23 protein-coding genes are annotated in these 22,131 nt (G+C 71.9%); 3 read left to right on the forward strand and 20 right to left on the reverse strand.

What is annotated here, in order from left to right; all coding sequences use genetic code 11:
* The first annotated feature begins 73 nt into the window (after positions 1–73).
* A complete protein-coding gene (locus G401_RS46860; protein ID WP_034592328.1) occupies positions 74–1,207 on the forward strand; it encodes a DNA-processing protein DprA in 1,134 nt (377 codons plus the stop codon).
* A gap of 92 nt (positions 1,208–1,299) precedes the next feature.
* On the opposite strand, the gene G401_RS0119465 is transcribed toward G401_RS46860, so the two are convergent.
* Genes G401_RS0119465 through G401_RS0119475 form a run of 3 tightly spaced genes read right to left on the reverse strand, consistent with a single transcriptional unit; the run spans position 1,300 to position 2,971 of the window.
* Positions 1,300–1,611 (reverse strand): DUF2469 domain-containing protein, encoded by a 312-nt coding sequence (locus G401_RS0119465; protein WP_027343828.1) that lies wholly within the window; start codon positions 1,609–1,611, stop codon positions 1,300–1,302.
* A complete protein-coding gene (locus G401_RS0119470) occupies positions 1,608–2,492 on the reverse strand; it encodes a ribonuclease HII (RefSeq protein ID WP_027343829.1) in 885 nt (294 codons plus the stop codon). Before G401_RS0119470 ends, G401_RS0119465 begins: the two co-directional genes overlap by 4 nt.
* Positions 2,486–2,971, reverse strand: coding sequence for an NUDIX hydrolase (locus G401_RS0119475; protein WP_245601789.1), 486 nt, complete (start codon positions 2,969–2,971; stop codon positions 2,486–2,488). The genes G401_RS0119470 and G401_RS0119475 overlap by 7 nt, the downstream gene beginning before the upstream one ends.
* A gap of 131 nt (positions 2,972–3,102) precedes the next feature.
* Here G401_RS0119475 and G401_RS54825 point away from each other — a divergent pair, with 131 nt between their 5' ends.
* Entirely contained in the window at positions 3,103–3,684 is a 582-nt protein-coding gene (locus tag G401_RS54825) for a M23 family metallopeptidase (RefSeq protein WP_245601790.1), read from the forward strand.
* Here G401_RS54825 and G401_RS0119480 read toward each other — a convergent pair.
* The 8 genes from G401_RS0119480 to rpsP form a co-directional block, all read right to left on the reverse strand.
* The gene (locus G401_RS0119480; RefSeq protein WP_027343831.1) at positions 3,572–4,708 is read right to left on the reverse strand and encodes an aminotransferase class V-fold PLP-dependent enzyme; all 1,137 of its coding nucleotides are present in this window, start codon (positions 4,706–4,708) and stop codon (positions 3,572–3,574) included. The genes G401_RS54825 and G401_RS0119480 overlap by 113 nt on opposite strands.
* Entirely contained in the window at positions 4,705–5,355 is a 651-nt protein-coding gene (lepB, locus tag G401_RS0119485; RefSeq protein WP_027343832.1) for a signal peptidase I, read from the reverse strand. Before lepB (G401_RS0119485) ends, G401_RS0119480 begins: the two co-directional genes overlap by 4 nt.
* Positions 5,352–6,209: a signal peptidase I gene (gene lepB, locus G401_RS46865; RefSeq protein WP_051366919.1), complete on the reverse strand. Its 858-nt coding sequence runs from the start codon at positions 6,207–6,209 to the stop codon at positions 5,352–5,354. The genes lepB (G401_RS0119485) and lepB (G401_RS46865) overlap by 4 nt, the downstream gene beginning before the upstream one ends.
* 378 nt (positions 6,210–6,587) lie before the next feature.
* Positions 6,588–6,944: a 50S ribosomal protein L19 gene (gene rplS, locus G401_RS0119495; RefSeq protein ID WP_027343833.1), complete on the reverse strand. Its 357-nt coding sequence runs from the start codon at positions 6,942–6,944 to the stop codon at positions 6,588–6,590.
* Between the two features lie 136 nt (positions 6,945–7,080).
* Positions 7,081–7,845 (reverse strand): tRNA (guanosine(37)-N1)-methyltransferase TrmD, encoded by a 765-nt coding sequence (gene trmD / locus G401_RS0119500; protein ID WP_027343834.1) that lies wholly within the window; start codon positions 7,843–7,845, stop codon positions 7,081–7,083.
* On the reverse strand, positions 7,842–8,369 hold the full coding sequence (rimM, locus tag G401_RS0119505; RefSeq protein WP_027343835.1) for a ribosome maturation factor RimM: 528 nt from the start codon (positions 8,367–8,369) through the stop codon (positions 7,842–7,844). Before rimM ends, trmD begins: the two co-directional genes overlap by 4 nt.
* A 13-nt stretch (positions 8,370–8,382) precedes the next feature.
* A complete protein-coding gene (locus tag G401_RS0119510; protein WP_027343836.1) occupies positions 8,383–8,649 on the reverse strand; it encodes an RNA-binding protein in 267 nt (88 codons plus the stop codon).
* Positions 8,650–8,651: 2 nt separating this feature from the next.
* Positions 8,652–9,113 (reverse strand): 30S ribosomal protein S16, encoded by a 462-nt coding sequence (rpsP, locus tag G401_RS0119515; RefSeq protein ID WP_027343837.1) that lies wholly within the window; start codon positions 9,111–9,113, stop codon positions 8,652–8,654.
* A gap of 311 nt (positions 9,114–9,424) precedes the next feature.
* On the opposite strand from rpsP, the gene G401_RS52945 reads away from it, so the two are divergent.
* Complete coding sequence (locus G401_RS52945) at positions 9,425–10,924, forward strand: hypothetical protein (protein ID WP_051366867.1); 1,500 nt, start codon at positions 9,425–9,427, stop codon at positions 10,922–10,924.
* Here G401_RS52945 and G401_RS0119525 read toward each other — a convergent pair.
* The 9 genes from G401_RS0119525 to ftsY all read right to left on the reverse strand — a co-directional run bounded on the left by G401_RS0119525 (position 10,851) and on the right by ftsY (position 22,119).
* The gene (locus G401_RS0119525; protein WP_027343838.1) at positions 10,851–11,534 is read right to left on the reverse strand and encodes a DUF402 domain-containing protein; all 684 of its coding nucleotides are present in this window, start codon (positions 11,532–11,534) and stop codon (positions 10,851–10,853) included. The genes G401_RS52945 and G401_RS0119525 overlap by 74 nt on opposite strands.
* A 7-nt stretch (positions 11,535–11,541) precedes the next feature.
* A complete protein-coding gene (gene proS, locus G401_RS0119530) occupies positions 11,542–12,951 on the reverse strand; it encodes a proline--tRNA ligase (RefSeq protein ID WP_027343839.1) in 1,410 nt (469 codons plus the stop codon).
* Between the two features lie 87 nt (positions 12,952–13,038).
* Entirely contained in the window at positions 13,039–14,118 is a 1,080-nt protein-coding gene (locus G401_RS0119535; protein WP_027343840.1) for an amidohydrolase family protein, read from the reverse strand.
* Between the two features lie 52 nt (positions 14,119–14,170).
* A complete protein-coding gene (gene ffh / locus G401_RS0119540; RefSeq protein ID WP_027343841.1) occupies positions 14,171–15,697 on the reverse strand; it encodes a signal recognition particle protein in 1,527 nt (508 codons plus the stop codon).
* A gap of 240 nt (positions 15,698–15,937) precedes the next feature.
* Complete coding sequence (locus G401_RS46875) at positions 15,938–18,130, reverse strand: [protein-PII] uridylyltransferase (protein WP_051366868.1); 2,193 nt, start codon at positions 18,128–18,130, stop codon at positions 15,938–15,940.
* Positions 18,131–18,140: 10 nt separating this feature from the next.
* Positions 18,141–18,479, reverse strand: coding sequence for a P-II family nitrogen regulator (locus G401_RS0119550; protein WP_064741803.1), 339 nt, complete (start codon positions 18,477–18,479; stop codon positions 18,141–18,143).
* Positions 18,480–18,503: 24 nt separating this feature from the next.
* Positions 18,504–19,886, reverse strand: coding sequence for an ammonium transporter (locus G401_RS0119555; RefSeq protein WP_027343843.1), 1,383 nt, complete (start codon positions 19,884–19,886; stop codon positions 18,504–18,506).
* A 254-nt stretch (positions 19,887–20,140) separates the two neighbouring features.
* On the reverse strand, positions 20,141–20,932 hold the full coding sequence (locus G401_RS0119560; protein ID WP_027343844.1) for a phosphotransferase: 792 nt from the start codon (positions 20,930–20,932) through the stop codon (positions 20,141–20,143).
* Entirely contained in the window at positions 20,929–22,119 is a 1,191-nt protein-coding gene (gene ftsY, locus G401_RS0119565) for a signal recognition particle-docking protein FtsY (protein WP_027343845.1), read from the reverse strand. The genes G401_RS0119560 and ftsY overlap by 4 nt, the downstream gene beginning before the upstream one ends.
* Between the last annotated feature and the right edge of the window lie 12 nt (positions 22,120–22,131).

The raw sequence follows: 22,131 nt of genomic DNA on the forward strand, positions 1-22,131 counted from the left end.
GCACCGTCCATCACCGCCACCGTCCGGACAGCACCCGCGACCGTCCGGACACCACCGAAGCCGAGGAGCGAACATGACCACCGACGACGAGCGGCGGGCCCGGATCGTGCTCGCCTGCGTGACCGAACCAGGCCGAGCGGACGTCCACCGGGCCGTGGCCGCGTACGGGCCTGTCGAGGCGCTCGACCGGCTGCGGCGGCGTACCGGTGTGATCCGGGAGCGGCTCGACGAGGAGGCGCCGGCGGCCCTCGCGGAACGCCGGGAGTCCGAGGCCGACCGGCTCGGCTGCCGCATGATCGTCCCGGGTGACGACGAGTGGCCCGACCGGCTCGGCGACCTCGCCCGGATCTCCCGGCCCGGCCCGCCGGCGGTGGACCGGGACGTGTTCCCGCCGTTGTGCCTCTGGGTACGCGGCTGGCGCCCGCTCGCCGGTCTCACCGCCCGATCCGTGGCGGTCGTCGGCGCCCGGGCGGCGAGCGCGTACGGGACGCATGTCGCGGGCGAACTCGCGTACGGGCTGGCGAAGCGGGGGTACGCGGTGGTCTCGGGGGCCGCGTTCGGCATCGACGCCGCCGCGCACCGGGGCGCTCTGCAGGCGGGCGGCCCGACCGTGGCGGTGCTGGCCTGCGGCCTCGACCGGGTGTACCCGCTCGCCCACGCGGGCCTGGTCGAGTCGATCGCCGAGGAGGGCCTGGTGGTGAGCGAGTGGCCGCCGGGCAGCGAGCCGCTGCGCTACCGGTTCCTGATCCGCAACCGGGTCATCGCCGCGCTGACGCTCGGGACGGTGATGGTGGAGGCGGCCGCCCGCAGCGGCTCACGGCAGACGCTGCACCGGGCGCTGCGGCTGGGCCGGGCGGCGATGGCCGTGCCTGGGCCGGTCACGTCGGCGACCTCGGTCGGCTGCCACGACGAGTTGCGCAATCCCCTGGTCCAGGCGGTCGCGACGGTGGAGCACGTGGTGGAGGAGGTCGGCCGGATCGGCGTGGATCTCGCGCCGCCGGTGCTCGGACCGCAGCGGCCGTCGGATTTCCTCGACGACACCGACGCGCGGCTGATGGACGCGGTGCCCCGGCGGCGGGCGGCACGGGCCGCGGACATCGCCGCGACGGCGGGCGTCCCGCTCCGGGAGGCCCTGGCGAAGCTGCCGTCGCTGGTCACGCGCGGCCTGCTCGAAGAAGCGGACGAGGGCTACCGGCTGCCGGCCTGAAGCCTCCCGCAGCCGATGCGCGGCCCGCGGCTCAGGGACGGCGTCTCCGGATGGGATGAGGCCGGGCGGCTCCGCCCGGCCTCGCCCGCCGATCAGATGTCGCTCGGCAGCGACAGGTCCGGCTTCTCCAGCTCTTCGACGTTCACGTCCTTGAAGGTCATCACCCGCACGTTCTTCACGAACCGGGCCGGGCGGTACATGTCCCAGACCCACGCGTCGTGCATCTCGACCTCGAAGTAGACCTCGCCGTCCGAGTTGCGCACGTGAAGATCGACCTGGTTGGCCAGGTAGAACCGCCGCTCGGTCTCGACCACATACGAGAACTGGCGGACGATGTCGCGGTACTCCTTGTAGAGCTGAAGCTCCATCTCGGTCTCGTACTTTTCGAGATCCTCAGCGCTCATCGCACGCCCTCCATGCCCACATCTTCCCCCACACGGCGCCGCCGGGCGGCCGGGTCCCCGGACGCCACGCCGACGTTCCCGTCCGCGCGGACACGCGGGGAGGCCGCGGCCACGGTCACGACCTCGGGGGAGGCCGCGTCCGCATCCACCGGTCCGCCCGCGCGAGCACGCGGAGCGCCGGCGCTTGCCACCGTACCGCGAGCGGGCTCGACCCGCCCATCGAGCGCCCGTCCGGCCGCCTCCGCCGAGGAGACGTTGGCGTACGAGAAGCGGTGCTCCGGGCAGGGTCCGTGCTCGCGCAGCGCCGCCGCGTGCTCCGGCGTCGTGTACCCCTTGTGCACCTCGAAGCCGTACTCCGGGAACTTCTCCGCCATTTCGACCATGATCCGGTCCCGCGTCACCTTCGCCAGGACGCTCGCCGCGGCGACACACGCCGCCACCCGGTCGCCCTTCCAGACCGCCAGCCCGGGTACGCCGGCCCCGTCCACCGGAAAGCCGTCGGTGAGGACGTAATCCGGGCGCAGGGTCAGGGTGGCCAGGGACCGGCGCAGCGCCGAGAGGTTGCAGAACTGCAGGCCGAGGCGGTCCACGTCGGCCGCGGGAATGATGATCACGGACCAGGCCGAGGCGCGCTTGACGACCTCGTCGTAGATCCGGTCCCGGGCGAGCGGCGTCAGCAGCTTGGAGTCGGCGAGCCCGGGAATCTCGCCGGACTTGCCGTCGGGCAGCATCGCAGCCGCCGCCACGAGCGGTCCCGCGCACGCGCCGCGCCCCGCCTCGTCGGCGCCCGCCACCCGGGTGAAGCCGCGCCGGCGCAGCGAGCGCTCCAGCGCGTAGATCCCGCCTTCGCGCCGGGTCACCGTCTTCGGCGGCATCAGCATGGCGCCAGCGCCTTCCGCAGGATGTCGATCAGCGCGGGCGGGTAGTACGCGTCCTCGGCCGAGGCCAGGTCCGCGCCGCTCCACCACCGGTGTTCCTGGACCGTACGCCGCTCCACCTCGTCGAATCCGGCCGTGTCGACCGTCCACGAGGCGACCCGGAGGAGGTAGAAATCCTGTTCCTGGCGGAAGACGGTGCCGCTGAAGGAGAACTCGGTCACGTCCGAGTGCACGGGCGCCCCGAGGTCGGCCGGATCGATCCGCAGGCCGGTCTCCTCGGCGAGTTCCCGGGCGGCCCCTTCGGCGGGCGACTCACCCGGTTCCAGGCCGCCGCCGGGGGTGAACCAGAAGCGGACCTCCGGCACCGCCGGGTCGAAGCCCTGGAACAGCAGCACGCGCTCCTGCGCGTCGACCAGGAGCACCCGGCCGGCGCGGCGGGGCGTCGGCTGACGCGCCGCCACCGCCTCGGTCAACTCCTGCACACCGGCCAGCCTAGACGGCGTACCCGACAGTGACATCTCCCGCCGTCCGCGTCGTCCACAAACGGGGGCCGTCCACAGTTTCGATGATCGCGACCTTCCGCCGGTCCGGCTGCCGGGCCGACGATCGCCGGGTGGCTTTCCTTCTCGCCTTCATCGCCTCGGTGCTCGCCGGGGCACCCGTACCGGCCATCGCCTACACGCTGCCGCTTCCCGGTCCCGTGGTGCGGTTCTTCGAGCCGCCCCCGGAGCCGTGGCTGCCCGGGCATCGCGGCGTCGACCTCGCGGGCCGGCCCGGCGACGGCGTACGCGCCGCGGCGGCCGGAACGGTGGCGTTCGCCGGGACGGTGGCCGGCCTCGGCGTCGTCAGCATCGATCACCCCGACGGGATCCGCACCACCTACGAACCCGTGACCCCGCTGGTACGCCGAGGCGACCGGGTCGACGCCGGTCAGGTGATCGGATTCCTCACGGCCGGCGGGCACGCCGCGGGGCTGCACTGGGGCGCGCGGCGGGGCGGGATCTACCTCGACCCACTGTCGTTGATCCGACAGAAGATTCGCCTGAAGCCGCTCAGCCCGGCAGTCCTCAGCCCAGCAGCCCTCAGCCCAGCAGCCGGGGCAGCCCTGCCGCGAGCCGATCCCCGTCCTCGGAGCGGACGTAGATCTGCCCCGACACCCGCAGCAGAGCCGTGTCACGCCACAGGTTCAGGTTGATCTCGACGCCGAGTTCCTCGCCGATCCGGGCCCGGAGCCGATCCACGGCGGTCTGGTCAGGCGCGACCCCGGCGGGCAGCGGGATCACCCGCATCGGCACTCCCGCGCCCGTTTCGATCACGGGCGCCCCGATCGCCTCGGCGACGACCCGTTGCGTGTACGCCGCGATCTGGACGCTGTACGCGCGTACCCGGTCGAGGCCGAGGGACTCCAGGAGATCCAGGGCCGCCGGTGCGGCCAGCCAGGCGGTGAGATCACGGGTGCCCTGGTGCTCGATCGACTGGGGCCAGCCGAGCGGGTCGGAGTGCGAGACGACGAGCGGCTCGATCGACTCCCGCCACTGGGGCGCGACGGCCATCAGGGCGGTCGCCCGGGGTGCGAGCCCCCACTTGTGAAAGTTGCCGACCCAGAAGTCCGCGCCGACCCGGTCCACCTCGGCGTCGAACATTCCCGGCGTGTGGGCGGCGTCGACCAGCAGCGGTATGCCGGCCGCCCGCAGCACGGCCGAGATCCGCTCGATCGGGAACAGCTTCGCGCTGGCCGACGCGACGTGGTCGACGATCGCGAGCCGGGTGCGGGGGCGGACGGCCGCGGCGAGAGCCTCGACGATCTCGTCATCGCCGGCCGTCAACCCGATCGGTACCACCCGCACCACCGCACCGGTACGCCCCGCGAACCGTTCCAGCGCCGTCATCACCGCGTTGTACGCGTGGTCGGTCGTGACGATCTCGTCGCCGGGGCGTACGCGCAGGGAGTGCAGGACCAGCGCGGTGGCGGTGGTGGCGTTGGCGATCAGGGCGCAGGCGGCCGGATCGGCGCCCAGGAACCGGGCGAGCCGCTCGCGGGCGGCGGCGACGCGGTCCGGCAGCCGGCGGGCCCAGGCCATCGGGTTGGCGTCGACCTCGTCCAGCAGAGCGCGGTGCGCCTCCCGCACCGGGAGGGGCACCGCGCCGAACGAGCCGTGGTTCAGGTAGCTGACGGCCGGGTCGAATCCGAAGAGCTCGCGGCCGCCGGGGAAGATCATGACGGTGAGGGTACGCCTTCGTACGTGTCGGGCACGGACAGCCAGGTCATCCGGCTGAACGGCCAGAAGAGCACGAAGGCCCGGCCGACCACGTCCTTCTCGTCGATCGTGGCCTGCTGGATGTCGTTGTGGGCGCGCCAGTTCTGCAGCGAGTCGCCCGACGAGTAGCGGTTGTCCCCCATCACCCACAGGCGGCCGGCCGGGACGACGATGTCGAACGGCTGGGGCGCGGCGGGCTGCCCGGTGTGGTCGCTGTTGGGCAGGATGTAGGGCTCGTCGAGCGGGTGTCCGTTCACCTGGATGCGTCCTTGGGCGTCGCAGCAGGTGATGTGGTCACCCGGCTGGCCGATGACGCGCTTGATGAAGTCCTTCTCGGTCGGGTCCGAGCGCCAGGACTCCGGCGACACGAACACGATCACCTCGCCGCGGTGCGGGTCGCGGAAGTCGTAGACGAGCTTGTTGACGAGCACCCGGTCGTCGATGTTGAGCGTGTGCTCCATCGACTGCGACGGGATGAAGAACGTCTGCACGACGAACGCCCGTACCAGGAACGCGACCACGAGAGCCACGATCAGGAGAATGGGCAGTTCACGCCAGAACGATCCGCTGCTACCGCTCTTCTTCGACTTGGTCTGCTCGTCAATCACGCGCGAAGCCTACGCGACCAAGCTGTGTTCCTGCGGGCGAGCCACACCGGTACCGCGATCGGCAAAACGACCGCCGACAACGGTTCCGTGCCCCGGCGCGGGGGCAGTACGCCCATCGACGCCGCCGAGGGCAGCGGGACGTCCTTGAACGGGTCCGGCTGCGACAGGCTCCCCCACCGGCTGACCGGCCACACGATGGTTCCGGCCCGGCCGATCACGTTGTCGATCGGCACCGTGCCACGGCAGCGGGAGTCCTGGGAGATGAACCGGTTGTCCCCCATGACGAACAGCGTGCCGGGTTCGACGACGACCTCGTCGAACTGGCGCGGGCCGCACTGGCCGGGCGTCTTGGGGCTGTCCTTGTTGGCGTTCTTGGTGACGTAGGGCTCGTCGATGGGCACGCCGTTGACGAAGATCCGGCCCTTGACGTCGCAGCACGAGACGCGGTCCCCGGGCAGGCCGATGACCCGCTTGATGAAGTCCTTCTCGCCCGGCTTGCCGAAGCCCACGAGGTCGCTCAGGCCGCCGCCGACCTTGCTGAAGAAGCTGGCGTCGGGGTCCGGCTGGAACTCGGGCGCCCAGTTCGGCGGGCCCTTGAAGACCACGACGTCGCCGCGGTGGGGCTCGCCGAAGTCGTACACGACCCGGTTGACGAGCACGCGGTCGCCGAGGGTCAGCGTCTCCTCCATCGAACCCGACGGGATGTAGAACGCCTGGAACAGGAAGCTGCGCACGAGGAACGCGATCCCGAACGCGATCACGACCAGCAGCGGGATCTCCTGCCACAGCGGCAGTTTGCGGCGCTTCTTGCGGCCCTTGGGATTGAACGGCGGGGGCGGCGTACGCGTCGGCACGACCGATTGCGACGAGGACCGCACGGGCTCCGGAACGCGGGGGGTGTCCCAGCGCGTGGCCCGGTCGTCGCCCCAGCGTGGATCATCGCTGCGCACGTCGTCCGGCTCGCCCCACCGGGCGTTGTTCCCAGTGTCGTCCCAGCGCGATCCGAGCTGGTTGTCACGGCCCGGCTCGGACCATTGGTCGTACGTGCGGTCGGTCACCGGAGGCACTCTAGAGGTTGTCCGACCGTTTGGGGAGAGGCGATTGTTTCCCGGCTGTCAACTTCGGCCGAGGTCACGATCCGCGACCCAGGCGCCCTCCCCGGTACGCGACAAGACCCCACCCGAACGGGTGAGGTCTTGTCGGATGTTCGGTTCGTCGCGGGAGCGGAGGCCTCAGGCGGCCTTCTGCTCGCGCAGCTCCTTGATCTTCGCCTTCTTGCCGCGGAGGTCACGGAGGTAGTAGAGCTTGGCCCGGCGCACATCACCACGGGTCACGACCTCGACGCGGTCGATCGCGGGGCTGTTGATCGGGTACGTACGCTCCACACCGACGCCGTAGCTCTCCTTGCGGACCGTGAAGGTCTCGCGCAGCCCGCTGCCCTGGCGGCGGATGACGACGCCCTGGAAGACCTGGACACGGGAGCGGTTGCCTTCGACGACCCGGGCGAACACCTTCAGGGTGTCGCCGGCGCGGAAGATCGGTACGTCGGTACGGACGGATGCGGCGTCCAGCACGTCCAGCGTGTTCATCGCTGTTCCTCAGTGTCGCGCGCGCCGGTCACCGACGCGCGTGCGGATATTTCTGACCCTCCGGCCTCGACGTCCGGGGCAGGGTCCTCGTCGCTCGCGCCCCGCGGGAACGCGGAGCGGGCGGACGGCAACCCCCCTATGATTCCACAACGGGTCTGGGCACCGGAAATCCGGCCCCTGTGAGGGTCGTGACGTCTTTCTTGTCCAGATCCGCCGGGTCGAGCGCGGCCAGCAGGTCGGGCCGCCGCTCCGCGGTCCGCAGCAGCGCCTGGTCCCGCCGCCAGCGGGCGATCTTCCCGTGGTCGCCCGAGCGCAGGACCTCCGGCACCCCGAGCCCGCGCCAGTCCGCCGGCTTCGTGTACATGGGCGCTTCCAGCAATCCGTGCGCGTGCGACTCGTCGTCCAGCGAAGAGGCATTCCCGAGTACGCCGGGCAGCAGCCGCACGACGGCTTCCATGATCACGAGGACGGCGACCTCGCCGCCGAACAGCACGTAGTCGCCCAGGGAGACCTCGGTCACGCGTACGCGGGCCGCGGCGTGGTCCAGCACGCGCTGATCGATGCCCTCGTAGCGGCCGCAGGCGAACAGCAGGTGCTCCTCCGCGGCCAGTTCATGGGCGAGTGCCTGGGTGAACGGCTGTCCCGTCGGCGCCGGGACGATCATCCGGGTGGCCGGGGTCAGCAGCGCGTCGAGCGCCTCGCCCCAGGGCTCCGGGCGCATCACCATGCCGGCGCCGCCGCCGTAGGGGCTGTCGTCGACCGTCCGGTGCACGTCGTGCGTCCACGTACGCAGATCGTGCACGGCCAGGTCGAGCCGGCCGTCGGTCTCCGCCTTGCCGAGCAGCGACAGCCGCAGCGGCGTCAGGTACTCCGGAAAGATCGAGACGACGTCCGCTCTCACAGGTCCAGCAGTCCTTCGGGCGGATCGATGACGATCCGGCCCCCGGCGACGTCGACCTCGGGCACGATCGCCGAGACGAACGGGATCAGCGCGGAACCGCCGGAGTCCTTGCGTACCACGAGGAACTCGTTGCCCGGACCGTGGTCGATCTTCGTCACCGAGCCGACCTGCTCACCCGCCACCGTGACGACCGTCAGGCCGACCAGCTGGTGGTCGTTGAACTCGTCGGGGTCCTCGGGCGCCGCGATGGTCGACGCGTCCACCCACAGGTAGAGCCCGCGTACCAGCTCGGCGGCGTCGCGGTCCGGGACCTCGGCGAAGAAGATCAGGGGACGGCCCTGGTGCCAGCGGATCGACTCGATGGTGAGCCGGTCGCCGACCGGGCTGCCGAGCTTGTCCTCGGTGGGGCCGACGGCGATCGCCGACCCCACCCGAAGACGGTCCTGCGGCTCATCCGTCCGCACCTCCACGACGAGTTCGCCGCGGATGCCGTGCGGACGCAGAATCTTGCCCACGACCAGCAGCATCGTTCAGACCTCAGTACGCGTCGACGATGTCGACCCGCAGGCCCTTGCCACCGATGGAGCCGATCACCTGACGCAGCGCACGGGCGGTACGCCCGCCGCGGCCGATGACGGTGCCCAGGTCGTCGGGGTGCACGCGGACCTCGAGACGGGCGCCGCGGCGCGCGTCGACGAGACGCACCCGGACGTCGTCCGAGTGCTCCACGATCCCCTTGACGAGGTGCTCGAGGGCGGGCCGGAGCGCACTGTCCGTCCGGCCGCCCGACGGGGCGCTGCGCAAGGTCAGGACCCCTCGGCCGGCGTCTCGACCGGCTCGGCGGGCGCCTCGGCCTTGGGCTCCGCCTTAGGCTCGGCCTTCTTGTCGGCCTTCTTCGGCTCGGCCTTCTTCGGCGCCTCGACACCGACGGCGGCCTGCGCCTCGGCCTCGTATAGGGCCTTGCGGTCGACCTTCGGCGGGGCCACCTTCAGCGGCTCGGTCGGGGCCGGCAGACCCTTGAACTTCTGCCAGTCGCCGGTCTTGCTGAGAATGGCGATGACCGGCTCGCTCGGCTGCGCGCCGACGGAGAGCCAGTACTGCACCCGCTCGGACTTGACCTCGATACGCGAGGGCTCCTCCTTCGGGTGGTACAGACCGATGAACTCGATCGCCTTGCCGTCGCGCTTGGTACGCGAGTCGGCGACGACGATGCGGTACTGCGGGTTGCGGATCTTGCCCATCCGCAGAAGCCGGATCTTGACGGCCACGTGTGTTCGCTCCTGTTGCGATAGGTTGAGCGCCCGCCGTGCCCACGTGGGGTTGCGAGCTAGCGAGCGTTCGCGGACACGATGGGCGTCGGAAGTTAGAGGGCCGCCGTGCGCGCATCGAATACCAGTCGTCCATTCTGCCAGACGCGGACGCCGACGGCCGAACGGCCCGCCCGTCATGACCGGAGTCACGTTCAGCAAGCGATCACGTCATCGGCGGGGACGGGCAGGAACGATCTCTCCCCCGGTGAAATGCATGAGTTATGGTCTCCGCACCCTTTTCGTGACGCAAGGGTGGCAAAGTCCCCGCCATGGCCCTGGGGTGGCGCAGACCCGGGCGGGCCTGGGCGGCCCATCCGGCGACCCTGCTCGCCCTCGGCCTGCTGATCCTCAACGACCACGTGCTCAAGGCCCGCTTCCCGGGCCCGGTCACCGGCAAGCTCAGCGACGTGGCCGGCCTGATCGTCGCGCCCGCCCTGCTCGCCGCCGTGTTCCGGCTCGCCGCCGGCCCGTCCGTGCTCGTCGTGGGCACTCTCTTCACGATCGTCAAGATCAGCGGGTACGCCGCGGGCACGGTGGCCGCCGTGTGGTCCGCGTTCGCCGGCCCGGCCGTGATCGTGGCCGATCCCACGGATCTCCTCGCACTGCCGGCACTGGTCTACGCGTACTCGCTGGGGAGGCGGGCGAACCGCGGCCCGGACCTGCGGGTGGCGCTGGTGCTGCCGGTGGCCGTGCTGGGCCTGCTCGCGAGCGCGCGGGCCGACGTGCCGGAGGCGACGCAGGTGGGCGTGGTCGGCGGCGAGATCGTCGGGCAGATCGGTCCGGTGACCACGGTGGCGACCGCGGACGGCGTGCACTGGCGGGAGGTGCCGGAGGAGGAGCTGAGCCGGGTGTGGCTGAGCCAGGACTGGTCGGTCCACCGGGCGGTGGAGTCGGCCGCCGAGCCGGGCCGCCGCTACCGCCCGGACGCCGGACTCGGCGTGCAGGAGTCGCTCGGCGGCGGGGAGTGGCGCACGATCTGGCACGTCACCGACGGCCGGCGGGACTTCCTCGCCCGCGCGTACGCGACCTCGCCCGATCAGGTCGTCACGGCCGACGTGGCGGTGATGGGGGTCGGCGCGGGCCGGGTCGTCGTGGCGGCCGACGGCCGGGACGGCTTCGCGGTGGCGATCGGCGACGGCCCGTTCCACCGGGTGGGCTTCCCGCCGACGGCGCGGTTCGGCGGGCGTGACCCGGCGCCGCTGAGCGCCCCCGGCCACGGCATCGCCGCAGAGCTGGCGCTGGCGGCGCTCGCGGCCTGGCTGGTGCTCCTGGCCGGCGTGCAGTACGCGACCGAGGGCGACGTACCCGGGCACACGCGCGGCTGGCAGATGCTCGCCGGCACCGGTCTGCTCGCGGTGTGGTGCGGCTTCGCGGGCAGCCCGCTGCTCGCACCGGCGGCGCTGCTGTTCGGCGCCACGATCGTCGTCCTCGGCCTGCCGATGCTGCTGCTCACGTCGCTGGCCGACGGCGCGCTCCCCCGCTCCCGGGCCCTGTCGGTGCTGGGCGCGGCGCTGGCCGGCGGCCTGCTCGTCGCCGCGCCGTTCGTCGGCTGGAGCGCGGGGTTCCCCGACACGCTGGGATCGGCGTACCTGGCGGCCGTCCTGTCAGGACTGACGGGACTCGTCGGCGGGGTCGTCGCGGGCGCCTACGGCCTGCCGGCGTCGGCCCCGGCCGGCTGGCTGCGCCCGCGCTGGATCAGGCCCGTGCGCGGGGCCGATCCCACCCCGCCGGTACGCCGGCCGGGCCGGTCCACAGAGGATCCAGGCTGACGTCGAGCAGCTGGCCGTCGAAGGGGAACGCGCCCGCCTCGATCTGCTTGACGACGCGTTCGCCCTCGGCGCGTACGGCGTCCCCGTCGGCGACCCAGTAGTCGGGCCCGTAGGCGAGCCGCTCGACGAACTCCTCCTCGTCCTTCCACACCCAGGTGCGGTCGGGCTCGACCCAGATGTCGAGGTCCTGGTCCACGATGTCGACCCCGGCCACGTCACCGTCGTCCCAGCGGACCCCGGCCTCTTCGAGGTTCACGTACCAGCCGCGGAAGACGCCCTCCTCGGTGCGGAAGAACCACACCGAGTGGTCGGCGTCCGGCGGCAGCAGCATGAGCACGGCCGGGCCGTTCCAGACGACCTCCCACAGCTTGGTCTCGATGCCGAGCCACTCCGTGAACGGCATGGCCCGCAGGCCCCGCCCGTCGACCGCCTTGCGGTCGAGCATCGGCGCGCCCCGCGGCACCCACAGCAGCAGGCCGCGCTCGTCGTCGGCGACCACGGTCGCGGTCTTGAGCAGGCCGAGGTGCGTGGTGCCGTGGAAGTGCCGGTGCAGGATCACCCGGCCGGGCTCGAACCGCGTGGTCGCACCGCGCGCCGGAGACGTCGTCATACCGCGCTCAGTAGGAGCGGCCGAGGATGGCGGTCAGGCCGGGCTCGTCCTGCGCGCCCGGCGCGGAACCGTCCGGCCGGACGAGGCAGCGGACCGTGATCGCGCTCTCGTTCGCCTTGGCCTCGCCGTCCACGCCGACCTTGTCCCAGGGCAGGCGTGCCCAGCCGGTCTGCGCGACCTGCATCGCCTCGTCCAGAGTGGACACGTCGTGGGTGTTGGCCTCGCGGCGGGCCAGCGCCTCCTCGTACAGCGCCTTCTGGTCCGCCTCCAGCGCCGAGGTCACCTCGCCCACGACCGCGGCCAGCTTCAGCGGCGACTTGCTGCCGTCGATCCGGCGGGCCAGCGTCACCGAGCCCTCGGCGAGATCCCGCGGGCCGACCTCGATCCGCAGCGGGATGCCCTTCAGCTCCGCGTCCACCGCCCGGCGCCCGAACGGCGTGTCCACCCGGTCGTCGAGGCGCACGCGTACGCCCGCGGCGGCGAGATCGTCGGCCAGCGCCCGGGCGGCCGTGGTGACCGAACCGTCGGACTCCTTGACCACCATCACGAGCGCCTGCGTCGGGGCGAGCGCCGGCGGCAGCCGCAGCCCGTTGTCGTCGCCGTGGGCCATGATGAGGCCGCCGAGCATCCGGGTCGACGAGCCCCAGGAGGTCGTCCACGCGTACTCGCGCTGCCCGGAGGCCCCGGAGAACTGGATGTCGAACGCCTTGGCGAAGTTCTGGCCGAGCTCGTGCGAGGTGCCCATCTGCAGCGCCTTGCCGTCGCCCATCATGCCCTCGAGCGTGTAGGTGCTCGTGGCGCCGGCGAACCGCTCGCGGTCGGTCTTGCGGCCCGGCACGACCGGGATGGCGAGCAGATCACGCATGTGCCGCTCGTAGACCTCGTGGTGGATCCGCAGGGTGTACGCGCGGGCGTCCGCCTCGGTCGCGTGCGCGGTGTGCCCCTCCTGCCACAGGAACTCGGTGGTACGCAGGAACACGCGCGGGCGCATCTCCCAGCGCACGACGTTGGCCCACTGGTTGAGCAGCAGCGGCAGGTCCCGGTAGGAGTCGATCCACTTGGCCATGAACTCGCCGATGACCGTCTCGCTGGTGGGCCGGACGACGACGGGCTCGGCCAGCTGCTTGCCGCCGCCGTGGGTGACGACGGCCAGCTCCGGCGAGAAGCCCTCGACGTGCTGCGCCTCGCGCTTGAGGTAGCTCTCGGGGATGAAGAGCGGGAAGTACGCGTTCTCGGCGCCGGTCGCCTTGATCCGGGCGTCCATGTCGGCCTGCATCCGCTCCCAGATCGAGTACGCGGTCGGCCGGATCACCATCGTGCCCCGCACCGGGCCGTTGTCGGCGAGCTCGGCCTTTGCGATCACGTCTTGGTACCAGCGGGGGAAGTCTTCCGCCCGGGGAGTCAGCACACGCGCCATGGGCAACCATCCTACCGACAGCGATGATCATGCTGTGCACCGCAACCCGGCCCTCTCCCGCAGGCCGCCCAAGATCCCGGACGGGCTTCAGGGTGCGATGACGCGGCCGCGCAGGACGATCAGCTGCGGATCACGAAGGACGCGGAGGTCACGGCGGGGGTCGGCCGCGTACACGGTGAGGTCGGCGAGACCGCCTTCGACGAGACCCGGCAGGCCGAGCCAGGCCCGCCCGGCCCACGATCCCGCCGCCAGGACCTGATCGGCGGGGATACCGGCGGCATGCAGGAGCTCCATCTCGGCGGCCGCCAGCCCGTGCGCGATGCCGCCGCCCGCGTCCGACCCGACGTAGACGGGAACCCCGGCCTCGTACGCGGCGGCCACCACCGACCCGAAGCCGTCCCGCAGAGCGAGCATGTGCTTGGCGTACCGGGGGAATTTCTCCTGGGCCCGGGCGGCGATGGTGCCGAAGGTCTCGATGTTGATCATCGTGGGGACGAGGGCCGTGCCGCGCCGGGCCATCTCCTCGATGACATCCGGGGTGAGGCCCGTGCCGTGCTCAACGCAGTCGATGCCGGCCCGCACCAGCGTGGCGACGCTGTGCTCCTCGAAGCAGTGCGCGGTGATCCGTGCCCCGGCGGCGTGCGCTGCCGCGACCGCCGCCGTGAGGGTGCCGTCGTCCCAGGCCGGCGCGAGATCGCCCTGGTCCCGGTCGATCCAGTCGCCGACGAGCTTGACCCACCCGGTGCCGGCCGCGGCCTGCCGGGTGACCTCGGCCGCGACCTGGTCCGCGGGGACTTCGACGCCGATCTCCGGCAGGTACCGGCGGGGCGGCGCGACGTGCCGGCCCGCGCGCCGCAGCCGCGGCAGGTCGACGTCGTCGTCCAGCTCCGGGTACGCGAACGGCGACCCCGCGTCCCGGATCGCCAGCACGCCTGCCGCCCGGTCGATCAGGGCCAGCTCGCGGGCCTGATCGAGACTGGTGACGGGCCGACCGCCGGGGGCGATGCCGAGATGGCAGTGCGCGTCGATCAGGCCGGGCAGGACGAAACCGCCGTCGCTGACCGTCTCCGCGCCCGCAATCGGCTCCAGCGACACGCGGTCGCCGTCCAGCCACAGGTCCCGGACCTCGTCGTCGGGCAGGACGACTCCGCGTACGTGCAGCGCCATGCGTGCAGGCTATCCCGTCGGCGGGGACTCCTCGCCGACCCCGTGGGGGAAGCTACTTGTCGTCGCGCTTCATGAGCTTGTTGAAGTCGAGCTTGGGCGCCTTGAAGCCGTCGTCGCCGCCGCCGGCGAGCTGGGCCGGGTCGAAGCCCGGCGGCAGCTGCGGCATGCCGCCCATGCCCGGGAACGCGCCGCGCGGGCCGCCACCGCCGCTCTTGGTGCCCTTGCGCTTGTTCTTCGGGCTCTTGGTCGCCTTGCGACGGCCGCCGGGCAGGCCCATCATGCCGCCCATCTGCTTCATCATCTTCTGCGCTTCGGTGAAGCGGTTGAGCAGCTGGTTGACGTCCATGACGGTGACACCGGAACCGTTGGCGATACGCGCCCGGCGCGAGCCGTTGATGATCTTCGGGTTGGTCCGCTCCCCCGGCGTCATCGACCGGATGATCGCGGTGACCCGGTCGAAGTGCTTGTCGTCGAGCTCGTCGAGCTGGCCCTTCATCTGGTTCATGCCGGGCATCATCTTGAGCATGTTGGCGATCGGGCCCATCCGCCGGATCGCGGTGAGCTGCTCCAGGAAGTCCTCGAGGGTGAACTGCTCGCCACCGAGCAGCTTCGAGGTCATCTTCTCCTTCTGATCGGCGTCGAAGGCCGCCTCGGCCTGCTCGATCAGGGTCAGCACGTCGCCCATGCCGAGGATCCGGCTGGCCATCCGGTCGGGGTGGAAGACGTCGAAGTCCTCCAGCTTCTCGCCGGTGGACGCGAACAGGATCGCCTCGCCGGTCACGTGGCGTACGCTCAGCGCCGCACCACCGCGGGCGTCACCGTCCAGCTTGGACAGAACGACACCGGTGATGCCGACACCGTCCCGGAACGCCTCGGCGGTCGCGACCGCGTCCTGGCCGACCATGGCGTCGATGACGAAGAGGACCTCGTCCGGCTGCACCGCGTCGCGGATGTCGGACGCCTGCTGCATCATCTCCGCGTCGACACCCAGCCGGCCGGCCGTGTCGACGATGACAATGTCGTTCAGGTGGCGGCGCGCGTACTCGATCGAGTCACGGGACACCTGGACCGGGTTGCCGACGCCACTGCCGGGCTGCGGCGCGAACACCTCGACCCCGGCGCGCTGGCCGAGCACCTGCAGCTGGGTGACCGCGTTCGGGCGCTGCAGGTCGGCCGCGACGAGCAGCGGCTGGTGCCCCTGGCCCTTGAGCCACTTGGCCAGCTTGCCGGCCAGCGTGGTCTTGCCGGCGCCCTGGAGGCCGGCGAGCATGATCACCGTCGGCGAGGTCTTGGCGAACCGCAGCCGGCGCGCCTCGCCACCGAGGACGGCGATCAGCTCCTCGTGGACGATCTTGATGATCTGCTGGGCGGGGTTCAGCGCCTGCGACACCTCGGAGCCGCGCGCCCGCTCCTTGAGGGCGGCGACGAAGCTGCGGACGACCGGCAGCGCCACGTCCGCTTCGAGCAGCGCCAGCCGGATCTCCCGGGCGGTCGCGTCGATGTCGGCGTCGCTGAGCCGGCCCTTCCCGCGCAGCTTCGTGAAGATCCCGGAGAGGCGGTCGCTCAGGGTGTCAAACACAGCTTCATCCCGTTTTGTCGGTTTCAATCGGAGGAGGACGGCATCGGCCGCCCCTGGACAGCGTAGCCGCTCCCGGCCCGCCGCCGATGATCATGAGCGTCCGCCCGCGGGCACCCCGCCCCCAAGATCCGGCTTGGATCAGGTTTTTCACCCGAATCTTGGTCCATGATTCGGGTGGTTTCCCTGATCCAAACGGGATCTTGGGGCCGGGGTGCCCCAGTAGCCCGAGGAATCATCGGGTCAGCCCAGGGCGGCGAGGACGGCCTTCTCGACGGCCGGCCGGTCGACCGGGCCGATGAGGTAGAACGCGTCCACGACGTCCGCACCGAGGGTCGATACCCGCGCAGCCCGTATGTTCACACCTGTCTCGGCGAGCGCCGACGTGATCCGGTAGAGCAGCGCCGGCGCGTCGGTCGCGCGTACCTCGAGAAGGTCCTCGGCGGGCCACAGCAGTCGCGGCGACGGCCGGACCGCCCCCGGCTTGGTACGCAGTCCCGTCCGCCCGAGCCGCGGCGACAGCACGAGCTGCCCGAGGGCCGCTCGCCGCAGGTCGGCCGCGAGCGAGTCCCGGGACACCTCGGCGCCGAACCGGGGCTGGACGGCGCACTGCAGGATCGCCCGGTCCTCGACCGTGATCGAGTTGACCGCCACGACCTCGAGCTGGTGACCGGTCAGGCAGCCGGCGACCGTGGCCAGCAGGCCCGCCCGGTCGGCCGCCGCGACCGCCACCCAGTCCGGCGCGACCTGCACGACCGGCAGTTCGGCCGTGACGAGAGCCGGATCCGGCGGCAGCGGCGGGGGCGGCGGCGCGCCCTGCAGGACCGCGCTCACCGCGGTGGCGAGCTGGTCGATGAGCCGGGACTTCCAGCTCGACCAGGCCGCCGGGCCGGTGGCCGACGCGTCCGCCCGGGCCAGCATGTGCAGGACCTCCAGCGTGGTGGAGTCGCCCACCGCCTCGGCCACCGCCGCCACCGTCTCCGGGTCGCCCAGGTCGCGGCGGGTCGCCACGTCAGGGATCAGGAGGTGGCGGCGTACGGCCCGCTCGATCACGTCGACGTCGGCGGGCGGCAGGCCGATCCGGCGTGCCACCGCGGCGGCCAGCGGGGCGCCCACCTCGCTGTGATCGCCCGGCAGCCCCTTGCCGATGTCGTGCACGAGCGCGCTGATCAGCAGCAGGTCCGGCCGGGCCACCTCACGCGTGTAGCCGCCCGCCTCGGCGGCCGCCGACACCAGGTGCCGGTCCAGCGTGAACTGGTGGACGGCGTTGTGCTGCGGTGCTCCCCGCAGCCGCGCCCACTCGGGCAGCCACTGCGTGATCAGCCCGAACCGGTCGCACGCCGTCCACGTGGGAACGAGCGCGGGCCCGGTGCCGAGCAGGCTCACGAAGGCCGTACGCGCCGCGGCCGGCCACGGGTCGGGCAACGGCGGGACGTGCCGGCTCAGCCACTCCAGAGTGGACCGGGCGATGGGCAGCTTGGCGGCGGCGGCCGCGGCGGCGACGCGTACAGAGAGGCTGGGGTCGGGCCGCGGGGTGACCGCCGAGCGGGCGAGCACCACCTCGCCGTCGTCCTCGACCACGTCGGCCGCGAGCGGCATGCGCTTCGGCCGGAGGGGTACGCCGCCCCGGCGCAGATGGGCGCGCCAGCGGTGCACCGAGCGCCACGCGTCGTCGAGCGTCCACTCGATCGTCGCCGCGTCGTTGGCGACCCGGCGCAGCAACGCGTCCCCGTCGGCCAGGCCGAGCGCCTCCGCGACCGCCTGCCGTTCGTGGGCGACGAGCCGGTCGAGTTTCCGCCCGGCGGCCAGGTGCAGCGCGTCCCGGACGTCGAGCAGGCGCAGTTGCGCGGCACGTACGCGCGGCGGCGTGGCGTCGGCGATCCCGGCCCGGCCGATGCCCCGCAGGACCGCGACGTCCCGCAGGCCGCCGGCGGACTCCTTGAGGTCGCCTTCGAGCAGTTGGGTCAGGGCACCGTGCAGGGCGTGCCGGGTCTGGGTCAGCTCCCGCAACCGGCTCAGCTGCTGGGCCGCCGTACGCCGCCACACGTCGGCCGCCGAGCGGATCAGTTTGGCCGACACCTGCGCGTCGCCGGCGACGTGCCGCGCGTCGAGCAGGCCGAGCGCCACCTTGGCATCGTCGACCGCCGCGTCGAGGGATTCGGCGACGGTGCGTACCGAGTGGTCGAGGCCGGTGCGGCTGTCCCAGATCGGGTACCAGATGGCGGCCGCCACGTCGTCGATCCCGGCCAGTCCGGAGTGGACGAGGACGAGATCGAGGTCGCCGCCCGGGGCGCACTCCCGCCGGCCGAGCCCGCCGACGGCCACCAGCGCCGCCCCCGCCGGCAGGTGCGCGTCGGCGGCGAGCCGGGCCAGCCATACGTCGAACGCCGCCGCACGCTGCTCGCGTGCGGCGGCGCCGATGTCCGCGATGTTCATGCGCGGATCGTCACAGGGCGTCGAGGCCGTGCTCGCCGGTGCGGACCCGCACGACGTCCGATACCTCGGTCACCCACACCTTGCCGTCACCGATCTTGCCGGTACGCGCGGCGGCGACGATGTTGTCCACGACCTTCTCGACGTCGAGCTCGTCGGTGAGCACCTCGACCCGGATCTTCGGCAGGAACTCCACCGTGTACTCGGCTCCCCGGTACACCTCGGTGTGTCCCTTCTGGCGGCCGTAACCCTGGACCTCGCTGACCGTCATGCCCGCCACGCCGAGAGTCTGCAGCGCAGCCTTCACGGCATCGAGTTGGTAAGGCTTGATGACGGCGGTGACCAGCTTCATGCTCAATCCCTCCATCGTTGGACTTTAACCGGCGACCTTCGAGGTCTCCGGGGCCGACTCGTCCTCGTCCGCGGGCGCCGCCTTCGGGGTCGCCGCGCCGAGACCCGCCAGGGCGAACGCGCCGCCCGACCCGCCCGTGGGGGCGAAGTCGTACGCCGTCTCCGCGTGCTCCGCGATGTCGATGCCCTCGACCTCGGTCTCGACCGAGGCCCGGAAACCGATCGTCTTGTCGATGATCCAGCCGAGGGCGAAGGCCACCACGAACGACCATACGGTCACGATGCCGCTGCCGAGGGCCTGACGCCACAGCTGGTCGGCACCGCCTCCGACGAACAGGCCGTCACCGTGGGCCACGTACGCGCCGCCGACCGACGCCGTCGCGAACAGACCGATCCACAGGGAGCCGATCCATCCACCGACGAAGTGGACGCCGACGACGTCGAGCGAGTCGTCGAAGCCGATCTTGAACTTGAGGCTGACCGCCAGGGCGCAGACCGCACCGGCGACCAGGCCGAGCAGCGTCGCCGCCCACGGCGCGATGTACGCACACGCCGGGGTGATCGCGACCAGGCCGGCGACCGCGCCGGAGGACGCGCCGACCAGCGTGGGCTTGCCCTTGATCCACTCGACGAGGAGCCAGCCGAGCAGCGCGGCGGCCGTGGCGACCTGGGTGTTGACGAAGGCGACCGCGGTCACGCCGTCGGCGGTGAGCTCCGAACCGGCGTTGAACCCGAACCAGCCGAACCACAGCAGGCCGGCACCCAGCGCCACGAACGGCACGTTGTGCGGCTTGAAGTTGTCCTTCGGCCAGCCGACCCGCTTGCCCAGCACCAGGGCGAGGGCGAGCGCCGCCGCACCGGCGTTGATGTGCACCGCGGTACCACCGGCGAAGTCGAGCGCGCCGATCTTGGCGCCGATGAGGCCGCCGCCCCAGACCATGTGCGCGACCGGCACGTAGACGACGGTGAACCAGCCGATGGCGAACACGACCCAGCCGCCGAACTTCGCGCGGTCCGAGATCGAACCGCTGATCAGGGCGACGGTGATGATCGCGAACATCATCTGGAAGGCGAGCACGACGTACGTCGGGATGCCCGTGGTCAGCCAGGTCTCGTTCACGAAGACCTTGTTGCCCATGTACGTCGAGATGCTGCCGAGGAAGTTCTGGATGCCCTCGTGGCTGTTGCTCCCGAAGGCGAGGCTGAAGCCGTAGAGCAGCCACAGCACCGAGATGATGCCGATGCACGAGAACGACATCATCATCATGTTGAGCACGCTCTTCGACCGGTTGAGCCCGCCGTAGAAGAAGGCGAGACCCGGCGTCATGAGCAAAACGAGCGCGGACGAGGCGAGCAGCCAGGCGGTGTTGCCGGTGTCGATCGTCGGCGCGTCCCCGAGCAGGTGCAGCACGCTGCCCTCCCAAAAGTCAGACGAGGTTCCTCCCTGACCGGCTCAAGGCCGCATCGCCGCTGCGCCGGTTGTTGCGGCAGCATTCCGGTCCCGTGTTTCGCGCATTCACGTTGCGCGGTTTCCGGCGCGTGACAGAGTGTTTCCAACATGTGAAGAAGTCCGCACAGGGCGAGGCGAACGCCCCGGGAAAACGGCGGAAATGCGACAGGAGCCCCCATCCGGGCCCACTCGGCACCCGGACGGGGGGACGCTCAACGCAGCGCGTGTTCGAGCGTGTAACGCTCGTAATCCAGCAGCCGCAGATCGCGCATCGGGCGGCGCAGATGACCCTTGTTGACGATGCGGACGAACGCCGGGTCGCCGGCGGCCGCCATCCGGCGGATGCCCTCGACGTGGTCGACGATCCGCTTCCGGATGGTCCGCACCAGCCGGTGGCGGTCCCGCGGGATCAGCCCGTACGCGTCCGCGAACAGGCGCAGCCGCCGGGGCCGGTCGGGCCGGTGCCAGCCGAGGGTGACCGAGTCCCGGTCGCTGAACAGCGGCACCCATGTCCAGGCCGCGTACGCGACGTCGTAGATGCGGGCGCCCGGCGAGGCCAGGTCGAAGTCGATCATCGCAAGCGTGCCGTCCGGACGCCAGATGACGTTGTGCGGGGCGGCGTCGTGGTGGCAGATCACGTCCGCGTCGGGCGGCGGCGGTCCGAAGGAGCGCCACACCGAGCCGGGCGGCGGCCGGAAGCCGGCCTGCGCGTCGTGGAACATGCGCAGCATCGTGGCGACGGTGACGAGCGCCTCGTCCGTGACCCAGTACGGCTTCAGCGGATATTCGCCGCACTCGCCGGCCAGATAGGACAGGACCTCGCGGCCCTGCGTGTCCATGCCGAGCGCGCGCGGCGAACCGGTGAACCCGGCGTGTTCGAGGTGGCGCAGGAGGGCGTGCACGGCCGGAGTCCACGGGCCCACGTTGCGGCGTACCGTGTCACCCACCCGCACGACGGTCGAGACATTGCCTCCGCGCAGCGGGATCTCATAGTCCACGGTCACACGGTGTCCGCGTGGTCGGACCCCAGCAGGGCGTTCACGAAGGCGGCCGGCTCGAACGGGGCCAGATCGTCCGGGCCCTCACCGAGCCCGACGAGTTTCACCGGGATACCGAGCTTCCGCTGCACAGCGATGACGATACCGCCCTTCGCCGTTCCGTCCAGCTTCGTGAGCACGACACCCGACACGTCCACCGCTTCGGTGAAGACACGGGCCTGCTCCAGGCCGTTCTGACCGGTGGTCGCGTCGAGGATGAGCAGGGTCTCGCCGATCGGGCCCTGACGCTCCGCGACCCGCTTGACCTTGCCCAGCTCGTCCATCAGGCCGATCTTGTTCTGCAGGCGGCCGGCGGTGTCGATGACGACCGTGTCGACGCCCTGATCGGTGCCCTGCTTGACGGCGTCGAACGCGACCGCGGCGGGGTCACCGCCCTCGGGACCGCGCACGACGGTGGCACCGACGCGGTTCGCCCACGTGGTCAGCTGGTCGGCCGCGGCCGCCCGGAACGTGTCGGCCGCACCGAAGACGACGCTGTGGCCGTCGGCGACCAGCACCCGGCCGATCTTGCCGCAGGTCGTGGTCTTGCCGGCGCCGTTGACCCCGACGACCAGGATCACCGCCGGGCGCCCGTCCTTGGGCGTGGCCGCGATCGACCGGTCGAGCTGCGGATCGAGCGCCGCCACCAGCTCCTCGGCGAGCAGCTTGCGCACGTCGGCGACGCTACGCGTACCCAGCACGCGGGTCCGGTCGCGCAGCTTGGTGACGAGCTGGCCGGTGGCCTCCACGCCGACGTCGGCGGTGATGAGGCTCTCCTCGATCTCCTCCCAGGCCTCGTCGTCCAGCCGGTCCCGGGACAGCACCGCGAGCAGGCCCCGGCCGAACGCGTTCTGGCTGCGGGCGAGGCGGGAGCGCAGGCGTACGAGGCGGCCGGCGGTGGGCTCGGGGACCTCGACCGGTGGCGCCGCGGGTGCCGGTGGTGCCTCGGGTGCCGCGGGCGGGGCCTGCGCCACCGGCTCCGTCGTCACCACGTCGACCGGCGTTTCCTGCTCGGGCGCGGTCGGTCGCGTCACCTCCGGCGCCGAGGGGCGTGGCGGGGGCAACTCCGGCCGGCGCCGGCGTACGGCGACGGTGACGAGCGCGGCGCCGATCAGAACGATCAGCACCACCAGGGCGATGACGAGGCTGTCCATCCGGCCATCCTC

This window comes from Hamadaea tsunoensis DSM 44101 (genome assembly GCF_000428945.1).
Classification (GTDB): Bacteria; Actinomycetota; Actinomycetes; order Mycobacteriales; family Micromonosporaceae; genus Hamadaea; species Hamadaea tsunoensis.